The following is an 11,344-nucleotide window of genomic DNA, read 5'->3' as shown; positions in this document are numbered from 1 at the left end:
TAACCTGCTTAAAGCGCATATGGTCTGGGCCATATACAAAGGTGCTGGTAATACCATTTTTAGTAAGTGAGGTTGGTTTGTCCATGGCATTGTAAATGGCACTGGTTAGGCCATCGCCTTTGGTCATATTACCGCGCGCATCGTAACTAAAGCCCACCCAAGTACCATCGGTTTTTTGTACCTTTTTAACTGCATTGGCACCGCCACCCGCGTGTCCGCTCAGGTGGTCGCTGTAGTTATACTCGCTCGCATAGTCAGACTTACTGGTTAAGTTACCTACTGCATCATAGCCATAACTAATGGTGGTAATACCATCTATTTTATTGCTGGTTAAACGGTGCAAGTCATCATATACATAGCTTTCGCTAAAGCTGTGTTGGTTATCAAAGCTGCCCGTAGTTACCGTCATGGCTTTTAAATTACCAAAGCCATCATATTGGGTGTAGTTCAACGCCATTAGTTGTTGGCTGTTGTCTGTTTCGGTATAACTGCCCGTCATTTGCCCAGAGGTTAATGAGTAATATTGCTTTTGTATTAAGCCATTACCTAGCGCGCTTTGGGTAATATTGCCTAATATATCTTGGCTTTCAACCGTTTGATATACATAATCATTGGCTGCATTTTTAACGCTGGTTTGATAGCCTTTATTGTTATAAGTGTATTCTAACGTGAGGTTATTAGGGTAACGCACGCCTTTAACACGGCCATAGTTACCATCGTACAGTGTACTGGTGGTGTAGCTTTTTCCACTGCCCGAGACGGTATGCGTGGTTGGGCGACCCAGTGTATCAAAGCCATAACTATGGGTTACGCCATTGCCACTGGCGACAGTCATTTGCCCGTAGCCATTATTGGCGTCGTAACTGTAGCTTAAATTATTTTCGCCTGTGGCTGTGCGAGTCACTACTCGACCTAATACATCGACATACAGCTTAACGGTGGTGCTGCCACGTGTTTCTTGTTGTAGCTCACCAAAGCCATTGTAGGTAAAGCCAGTGACCCCTTGGTTAGGGTCGTCTACTTTGGTTTTACGACCGAGCGCATTGTAAGTGGCTTTAATTTGGTTGCCCGCTGCATCTTCAATCACTGCGGGTAAACCAAGGCTGTTATAGCCATAATAAGTAAAGTTACCAGCTGCGTCTTTGGTGCGCACCAGTTGCTTTAAGCTATTATAGGTACGCGACATTTGCCCAAGCGCTATGCTATGGCAGGTCTCACTCACATCTATGGTGGTGGTTAAACCACTATAACCATAAGTGACGTCCATTGTGCCTGTAGTATTTTGACCACACTGTTGGTCAACAACCTTAGTCGCTGGTCGCCCCAGTACATCAAAGCCACTGTATTTGGTGCCATAAGATGTGCCGCTTTGTTTATAGGGCATTGACTCATAGGTGGTGCGTCCAAGGCTATCAAAGCTCACATCTTGATACACCCAACTGCCATCAAAGGCTTGGCTGGCGGTGCGAATGGTTCTACCTAGCTTGTCTTTGTACACCCGTACTTCAGGGGTGCCTGCACTGACTTGTTTAACCATCATCACTGCATGGCTGGGTTTATGGTCATCGTGTAAAGTCGATTGCACGGCCGAGTATTGTATTGGCATACCCTCGGTTTTTTGACTAAATGGGCGATAGAAATCATCGTAACCATAGGTGGTTGTCACCCATTTACTGGACGATACTTGGCGTTTTTGCTGCTTAGGTTGCCCCGTAGCTCGGTCGGTAATGGTTTTAACTTGATGGCCTTTGGCGTTAGTAATAACAAGTGGAAAATAGCCATCCGCTGCTTCATTTGTACCATCTTTGGAATAGGTCATCTTAGTGGTACGGGTACTCTCCTCCCATTTGCCTGCACTATTAAGTACTTTTGCCGTTTCACTCACCAATGTAGGTAGACCATAGTCATTAAATACCGTTTTGGTGGTTTTCCCTTTGCCTGATGCAACGTCGCCTATCTTGCCAGACACAGTGGCCGTTTTTGGCTTACGGCTTATATGGTAGTCACTAAAAAGGGTGGTAATTGCATACGTGCTATCCAAATCGGCATTGTCTGCATTTAATGGGTCATCAGTATGACGTGTCTTAATCTTCGACTTAGTCACTGTTTTACTTTTGAGTTTATGTGGCCACCATATTTTACTGGTATCATTACTACAACTGGCAGCGTCATCTAAGCCTGTTTGTGTGGTGGTCGTGTAGTCACCCCATGTATCACTGCGTGTTTGTGTTGATTTGGTCACATTACCACACGTGTCAATCGTATCGACGGTGAGTACATTGGTAAACATCTCGGTATGGCTGTTATCAACGTCTCTTTGTGTGGTGTTTTGGGCTGATAAGTACACATAACGCCCTTGTTTGCCCCATGTATTATCGGTATGACTAATCGCGGTTGTTTCTGTTGTTGCACTTGCCAGTAACTCATTACTGCGCGCCGTGTAGTCAGTTGCTTTAAATTGTGCCTGACGTTTGAGCTTACCTTGATATGGGAATATCTGGTTAAAGTCAGAGCGGGTAACAACCCCTAGCGTGACATTTTTTTCAATCACCGACTTAAAGCCCATAAAGCCTCGGCCTTGAGCGTTGTACATGGCACCAAAGTAGCCATACTCTTTGGTGTTTGTGCCGCCAATACCATTGCTTTGAGTAAATTTATTGACCACATACATGCTTGATGCAAAGTTAAAATAACCTTGTTGGTTATCGGTATTAGTGGCCCCTGTTTTATAATCAGTGAGTGAACTTGATAGCGGACGCTGCGTCCATTCAGAGACCACCCCAACGCCATTTTCTACCTTTTTCAGCATATCAATTGGTGCGTAGTCAGCGCCGGTTGCGCCCGTACCCGCACCGTAGTTACGGTTGATGTAAACGCCGTAAGTATCCTCATAACCATTAAAGCTACCTGTCGCAGGCTCTCTACCTTTTACATGGCCTCTACGAGTAAAGTTCAAATAATGATTAAACACAAAGCTGCGTAAGCCAGTCCCAAACGCGTCTATAAATGCCGAGTCATAGGCACTACCAATTAAGTCTGTTGCCTCTTTTGTTACCACAAAAGTACCCGCTGAGTTTTTATGGAACTTAAGTGCTTTAAATTGATAGATACTCTTATCTTTCTCTCTCGCATTGATTGGAGATATGCTTCCTTCATTAAATCCATCAGGCCAATAATTGTTATAAAGCCCATTACCACATAGTATTTTCTTTTTTGAACCTTCAAACACGTTTGCACAAGCTTCATACACTATTGTATCTGGCATCAATAATTCAGGAATACCATCATAGTCAATGTCTTCAACCTTAAAAGCCCCATAGTACTTAGGTACATCTCGGGTATCTGTACCATCACTACCATTACTAAAATTCTGCAACCGCTTTGCAATCAAGTTGCTGGCTCCTTCAAACTCTACCTCAGGCGCAAACGATACCCTGCCACCTTGGTTTAGTCGATACTTTAACCGTGTACTCAATTTGTCATTCTCCCACCCCAACCAATCAGGTAAACCATCGCCATTAATGTCGATAAAATAACTTAAATTAGGGGTAAATGGAGAACTGTCCGTGCGTACAAACGGTGTTTCTATTACTTTGTTAGCATCATAATTATCATCACCTAACCAAAACTCACTCGGAAGGGGTTGAATATATGATGGTGATACCAGACTCGCTCCAGAGTCGGTTACCATAACATCCAACGTCCCATCGCCTGAGATATCGCCCACCACACTGACATCTGAACCTAAGGTATAATTTCTACCTATTTTCTTTTGAGTCAACCCCCAATCGTATGCTGCTGCTCCATACGGTTTTTCTGTATTTTGAGTGTGTAAATACAATTCAATAACAGGATGTGAGCTCATGTCCGTGCTATCACCCACATAGACCATAATATCTGGGAAGCCATCGCCATTAAAATCACCAATTTGGCGTATATGACTGTTATCTAATCCCACTCTAATATCAGTTGGCATGGCTATACCTGTATTAAAATCATCACCCGAACCGCTAAACGTCAGCTTTAATACACCTGATTCAATGCGCCACTGGTCGCTTTTACCATCTTGGTCAAAGTCGCCATCATGGCATTCGTGTTGCCTTGTAAAAATATTCTGTCTACAGGCGTTAAAGGCTATGCTATTTTCAGTTGCATTGCCTTCAGCATCCACGTAGTACCCTTGCCAATCACGTACCCCATCTGCGTTATGGTCACCTCGCGGTAACACCGACGACAACGTTTCAACGCCTTGATAAAGCATTGTACCGTTAGCATCACTCATTGGCTCAAATTCAAGTTTTTGTGTGTTGCTGTTTTGCCATGCAAATGTGGTGGCTGGTAAACACTTAGAACCCACGCACATTCTCACGGTTTTTAATAAATCGCGACCAGAGATATGACTGGTTTGATACCCTAATTTGTAAGTACGTACCTTGGTGCTGGTATTGGTGTAGGCGTTAATGGTTTTTAGTTTTTGGGTCGACTCATAATAGCCACCTGCAATATACCCTGAGCGCGGTTGGTTATTAGCCTCATAAGTGAATGATACCTTTTGCTGCCCCTGTGCTGTCACCCCAGAGCCCGTGTAATAAATATCACTGAGCAACCTTTCACCCGCGCCATACGCTTTATAGTCGTAATGAATATAGTTTTTACTCGTGGCATCGTGTTGATGGCTTATCAACCAAGAATAAGCGGCTGATTGACCACTATGTATCACTCTAGAGTCTACATCTCGACCAAAGTAGGCTGTGGTGCCATTAGCATATTCAACTGTGAATGATGTGCTGTTTGAATTAATTGCGCCTGATTGCGTCACCCGCACAAAGCTATCTATCTCTGTTCGATATATCGCGCTGTCTTCACCATAATTACCTGAAACCGCAATTAACCTCTGCCCGTCTAAACATAAGCGGTCATTGCTGTTGTATTGTGGATTTTGGGTAAAACCATCTTGCGCATACGTGGCACTACAACGGCTAATTTGCGAGCCCGCCGACAAGCTCACCCCCATACCTGCAATACCATTACCTGAGCGTGAAGAGTAATTGAGCGAGACCTTAGGCTGAACGCCATTCCTACCAGGCGCAATTTGAATCGGTAAGTTATAACTGGCTGCACCGCCATTAACACCCGCTGAGCCGGGCAGCGTACCGACAACATCAGTTGTTGGGGCAGAAATTGTGGAAAGTATTGTGTCAGTTATATCAGGAAGATCATTATTAATTGTGCCATAGTCATTATTGACTACAATTACAGTGTTACTCCATGTTGAGCACTTATTAAGAAAAAAGCACGCTTTAACTTGGTACAATTGGTTCTTATCATTTTCTTGTAAGGTGTAAGTACTTGCTTGAGTTTGCTTTAAGAACTTCCATATTAATGCCTCACCCTCACAGTTAGACTGACAAAAAGCCTGCTCTATAATGTAATGTGTTACGCCATCAATCGGTGACCAGCTGAGCTTGCCGTCACTACCTTCTAAAACTAATTCCCTACCTAAAATAACGATTTCAGTCTCTGTTAATTCAAGCTGATTACATAGTTGAGGGTTGCCACGCTCACACACTTTTAGGTAAAACTTATAAACCCCAGATATCAAGTTAACGTTTTGTGTATACACAACGAGTTCATTTGAGTTAGGTGCAACCATATAAAAAGTGGTATCCACTGGTTCCGTATAAGAGCTTGGCATTTGCCAGCTAAACGACACACTATTACCTGGGGCTTCTTGATGAACAAATAATGATTCAGGACTTGGTAAATAAACTGCATCAATGGCTAACCAAGACGAACACTTGCCATCACTAAAGCACATCTTGATACGGTATACCTTGCCCTCTGAGTCGCTCAAACCATAACTGGTTTCGCCATTAGTGAGCGTTACTAACGGATCCCAGCTTAGGGATGCCATATTACAGGTGTTTGCATCAGCGCACATTGCACTTTCAATCACCACGCTTGCATCTGGTACTCTTGGCCAAGTTAGTTCTTTGCCTGAATTTTCTATGTTTATTACGGTAACAGCGGTCTTAGTCGACTCTAGAGTAGTACAATTTTTTGACGAAGCTTCTACAGATTTTGAAAATAAAAAGCTCGCATTTTCTATAATAGATACGGATTGTTGACCAATTTCGCATGCTTGAGCAAAAAATAGATATGTGCCTGTTTGTTTGAATTTATACTCATATGAGCTTATAGCTCTGTTGTCACTACTACCCAGTTCTACCATCTCACTGCTGTTAGGTGTTAAAACATATAGAGTTGAAATTAACTCAAGCTTAGGCTCTGTTTTGAATTTCCAACTTATATTCTCGGCTTTATTAATAAATGAATACTCAGGAGCCGACACCTCTAAAGCTGGTAAGCTAGGCTGGCCAACAAAACTCCAAGACGAACACTTGCCATCACTAAAGCACACCTTGATACGGTATACCTTGCCCTCTGAGTCGCTCAAACCATAACTGGTTTCGCCATTAGTGAGCGTTACTAACGGATCCCAGCTTAGGGATGCCATATTACAGGTGTTTGCATCAGCGCACATTGCACTTTCAATCACCACGCTTGCATCTGGTACTCTTGGCCAAGTTAGTTCTTTGCCTGAATTTTCTATGTTTATTACGGTAACAGCGGTCTTAGTCAACTCTAGAGTAGTACAATTTTTTGACGAAGCTTCTACAGATTTTGAAAATAGAAAGCTCGCATTTTCTATAATAGATACGGATTGTTGACCCATTTCGCATGCTTGAGCAAAAAATAGATATGTGCCTGTTTGTTTGAATTTATACTCATATGAGCTTATAGCTCTGTTGTCACTACTACCCAGTTCTACCATCTCACTGCTGTTAGGTGTTAAAACATATAGAGTTGAAATTAACTCAAGCTTAGGCTCTGTTTTGAATTTCCAACTTATATTCTCGGCTTTATTAATAAATGAATACTCAGGAGCCGACACCTCTAAAGCTGGTAAGCTAAGCTGGCCAACAAAACTCCAAGACGAACACTTGCCATCACTAAAGCACACCTTGATACGGTATACCTTGCCCTCTGAGTCGCTCAAACCATAACTGGTTTCGCCATTAGTGAGCGTTACTAACGGATCCCAGCTTAGGGATGCCATATTACAATTACTGGCGCACGCAGCATTTTCGATCACAATACGGGGGTTATTTGGTACTTCAGGCCATAATAACTCTGTGCCGGTATTTTTCGGTGTGAATTCTGTATTAATAACTTCAACAGTTACTTTTGTCGGCGCTAAGTTACTGCATTTTTTTGTTTCATCATCCAACGCACAAGCTTGCACAAAAAAATGATGCTGACCAGCAGTTGTAAATTTATACATAAATAAGTTAGCTTGATTGTTAGCGCTACTTGCAAGTTCGATTAACTGCTCACTGCCTGGCTTTTTAACATATAAAGTAAATTCATATTGCTTCTCTTGTGCATTTTTGAATTGCCATTCAATTGCTTGTGTTTCATTGATAAATGAATATGGTTGTGCCAGAGGTGGGATTGGTAAGTAATCGCCGTCAATATGGTAACTCACCCCACCAGTAAGATTTGCACAAACCCCTTCAGGAGTGCAAGGCACGACTTGAACAAGATGTTCACCATGCATATAAACCGGTCCGCGCTCTACTTGATATTTACCATTAAAGCTAATATTTGAGGGGTCAAGCTTGCTATGCCATAGATAAGGGATGCTGGGGGCGCTTGGTTTGGTAATATAAATATCATAAAAAAGTGGTTCATCATGATATGTTGGCTTTTGCCAACTAATTGCTATTTTATCTCCGTAATCGAGTAACGATTTGCTCAGCGAAAGGTTTTCTACCTTTAACTGGCTTATTGGCACTTTAATTACATCAAACGAGAATGTTGCACTATCGTAGTAATTATCAGCTTTAAAAACGATGTTATGTTTACCCAGCGGAAGTATTCCAAAGCTATATGTAAACGACTTTCCATCTACGCTAGTTAAGCTTACCCAATCATCATCATCAAGTTTAACTTCAAGTCGTTTTAACACTTTGTTGTTTTGTGTTTGTATTGCGACAGTAATCTCTTGGCCTATAAATGCCATATCGCTGCTTATGCCTGCGAAACTAATGTCGTACTTAACTTCAGCTGGCTTTGATTTAACACGCACAGCGTGGCTTCTTGGTCCACAGTTAGCTTCAAAGCCACCAGTTTGGTTATAGGGATTACAGGCCCTTACGGTAACAATGTAGTCTTGCTTTGCAACATCAAAATGCATTTTATAATGAAAGTCGTTATCGTTATAGCGCCTTGCGATATAGGGTGCAGTACCAAATGCTAAGCCTTGTTTAGTGTGTCCTTGTGGATAATCAACTTCTATAAGGTAGTAGCCTCTTTCGGTATCTACTTCTGGCGATTTTGACCAGCTCAGATAAACTGCACTATCAGGCTCTGCTTCAATATACTCATTTCGTGTGGTATCACCCAAGACACCGTTAATATATACCCCAGATACTGGTTGCGTCGGTTTCCTATATGGTGTAGCTGGTACGCCAATATAAACATGTACGATTTGAGTTGGCCCACACACCTCTCCCGAGCTAAGCCTATTGCATCCTCGTAATGCAATATCGTATTTGCCATTATTTTTTATTGGTATTTCTATGTGAAATTCATTGTGTCCGTATTGATATTTCAAGTAAGGCGGGGTTTGGAAAATAATTCCTTCTTTGCTGTTTTCAATGCGATATTTATAATAACCAACCATTGGCGGGGCAATTTCATCTGAAGCCTGAAAATGCAGTATTAAATCTTCAGGACTACTGAGTACGAGCGTTTGCTGGTTCTGATAATCCATTTGCCCCACTCTGCCAAGCGATAAATTACCCACCGCTTTTGTTGGTTGCCCATATACTCTAAATATTAATGGCTTGATGCGCTCACCATTAATTTTTACATGTAGCAGGTACTCCCCCGGTTCAGATATATTTACGAGATATGTGTATTGAGCATTATCACCCTGACTAGTGCGCCATTCATCTTTATTTAAGCTAAATTCAACTTTATCTGTTACTTGGACCTGCTCGAGCAGTGTTAATGCAATTTGCTGATTGCTACCTGCTTCTATAACACCCAGCTCACCAAAAGAAAGCTCCAGTCGCTTTTTAAAGTCTAACTTTAAAGACTGAGAAAATGGGCTGCATATATGCCCGTCACACGATCTCACTTTAAACAGTTTCAACTCTGGTGTGGTAAAGTAAAACTCAGCGCGATTCGTAGTATAAGTGTATTTGCTACCATTTAGCCATAGTTCATAATGGCTAGCATGGGTATCTGTCGACCATTGCAGTGTTATTGTTTTATGGGTTGTGGGGTTACTAGGTTGAGTAACCCACGTAGGAATGTGTGTGAGCTGCTGTGGCTCAAACGTGTTCATAATATACTGGCTTTGAACTGGCAGCCACGCTGAAGCCATGCTTTTTTGTGGTATTAAAACGAAAAGCAGACAGAAAATAAAAGTTAAATTAAATAGCATGTGACAGATATTTAGCTTTTTCATTGTTTAGCCCTTGTAGCTTGCCTTGCTTATACGCTCAATGCGTCCATTATCTAGGCATATACCACTACCCATAAACTCGATTGCTTGCGCTTTTGCAACAGCAGTAAGAATTAGTCCGTACAATGCGTGATCTTGCTCCTGAGTCAGATCAAGTCCCCATTGGTCGGTAGGAGCACCGCCACAGGCTACGTTATCACGCGACGTCTTTACAGTGACAACCACAAGGCTTTCGACTACTTCAACGTGTTTGATATTGGTTATAGCTATTGCGGGAAACGTACAAATAGACAGAAGACTAAGCAGCTTTTTAATCATAATTTTATCCCTAATCTTCCCTAATCGTACATAAGCCGTTACCACAAACAGGATGTTCTATCTCTTTAGCCGGCCACCCACTATAATTCAAATAATCCACGTTATGAGTGCAAGCAGAGCCCTTGCGTCGGCTTGACTTAATTTTTTCATTCCTACTCGTATCTGTTTGAAAGTGTTTTCCATTATTGAACCAGCTAGTATTACGCTTGACCAGTTCTTCACCTTTACATCCATATTCAGAATAAAAAATTTCCGTTGAAAAATGAGGTTCTACAATAATTGTCTTGTAATCAGCTGCTGCATCACCATCAATGTAAGTCCAAATATATTGTTCTCCTGCCACTTTTTCTGATTTGTCTAATTTAATAAAACTGCCTACACGTGAAATACCGTCACTTTTATACACACCGATACTGCCACTTGTATTAACTTCTTTATTAGTATTAGCAAGCAAACGAACGGTTTTTGCGCGCTCTGCTCCGTGTGTATCTGCACAGTCTTGAGCTGACACAGTCTCTATGGCATAGTTTTTAGACAAAGCTGTGACAATAAGTGAATACATCGCCCTACCATCGTGGGTATTAAGAGAAAATGCGCGCAGTTTTTTATTATCTACTGAAGTACAGGGCAAGTTGCTATCTGCTATTGACGTGGTTGAAAACAACACTGTGTTGTTGTTTACTTCAACTTGCTTGATCACACCCGCCTGAGTTGCGGCACTTAACATCCCTACTAATAATATTAATTTGCGCACTTGCTTAGCCCTATTCTTACAAAATAGGCCGCATCGTATACAAATAAGGAACATTATTCAAACTAAAACAAAACTATTATTGCAACTGAACTTTAAATAACTAAAAAATGATGCCAGATACACATGACTTTTAAATATTTAAAGATGCGTTTAAGCTCTATATTTCGTAAGCGTCGCCTAAACCACACCTAGCCGCTGAAGCTACCGGCTCATAAAGTAAAGCTCTTATCTCAATTTGGAGCATACCATGCCTAAACATAAAACCCCTGAGCAGTGGCAACTGCTTATAAAGTCACATGCTCAAAGCAAGCTATCCGTCGCCGAGTTTTGCCAGCAGCATGAACTCAATAACAAAACATTTTATAATCAGCGTACTAAGCTACGTGCTCAGCAAGCACTGTTCTGCACAACTAATTCAGGACACTTTTCTTAAGGAACTTTGCTCATACTCTACTGGCGACAGATCACCATTAGCTGTATGAATTCGTTCTAAGTTGTAATAGCGCATATACGCCGTTACATCATTTCTCATATGCTCACAAGTTGGCTGTGGTACTTTCAACAACCAATCATGTTTTAAACTGCCGAAGAATCGTTCAACAACCGCATTATCCCAACACGCACCGACATCACCCATGCTAGTTCTTATGCCATAGTTAGCTAACAGTTTACGATAATGTTTGCTGGTATATTGTGACCCTCTGTCAGAGTGAAATACTAAGCCTTTTGGTGGC

At 41.8% G+C, this 11,344-nt stretch carries 5 protein-coding genes; 1 reads left to right on the top strand and 4 read right to left on the bottom strand.

The window, feature by feature from the left end; translation table 11 throughout:
* The 3 genes from OCI93_RS20545 to OCI93_RS20535 all read right to left on the bottom strand — a co-directional run.
* Nucleotides 1–9,418, bottom strand: a 9,418-nt coding sequence (locus tag OCI93_RS20545) for a SpvB/TcaC N-terminal domain-containing protein (protein WP_261627209.1), incomplete at its 3' end; no start/stop codon positions are given.
* A gap of 126 nt (nt 9,419–9,544) precedes the next feature.
* A complete protein-coding gene (locus OCI93_RS20540) occupies nt 9,545–9,856 on the bottom strand; it encodes a hypothetical protein (protein ID WP_261627208.1) in 312 nt (103 codons plus the stop codon).
* A 10-nt stretch (nt 9,857–9,866) separates the two neighbouring features.
* Complete coding sequence (locus tag OCI93_RS20535) at nt 9,867–10,610, bottom strand: hypothetical protein (RefSeq protein ID WP_261627207.1); 744 nt, start codon at nt 10,608–10,610, stop codon at nt 9,867–9,869.
* 247 nt (nt 10,611–10,857) lie between these two features.
* On the opposite strand from OCI93_RS20535, the gene tnpA reads away from it, so the two are divergent.
* A complete protein-coding gene (gene tnpA / locus OCI93_RS20530) occupies nt 10,858–11,043 on the top strand; it encodes an IS66 family insertion sequence element accessory protein TnpA (protein ID WP_261627206.1) in 186 nt (61 codons plus the stop codon).
* Here the strand turns inward: tnpA and OCI93_RS20525 are convergent.
* Nucleotides 11,026–11,344 (bottom strand): integrase core domain-containing protein (locus OCI93_RS20525; protein WP_261627205.1); only part of this gene is annotated, 319 nt, incomplete at its 5' end. The two genes, tnpA and OCI93_RS20525, sit on opposite strands and share 18 nt — an antisense overlap.

Origin of the sequence: Pseudoalteromonas holothuriae, assembly GCF_945859825.1 — a bacterium.
GTDB lineage: Bacteria > Pseudomonadota > Gammaproteobacteria > Enterobacterales > Alteromonadaceae > Pseudoalteromonas > Pseudoalteromonas holothuriae.
The sequence above is the reverse complement of the archived record's forward strand: the minus strand, read 5'-3'. Positions and strand labels throughout refer to the sequence as shown.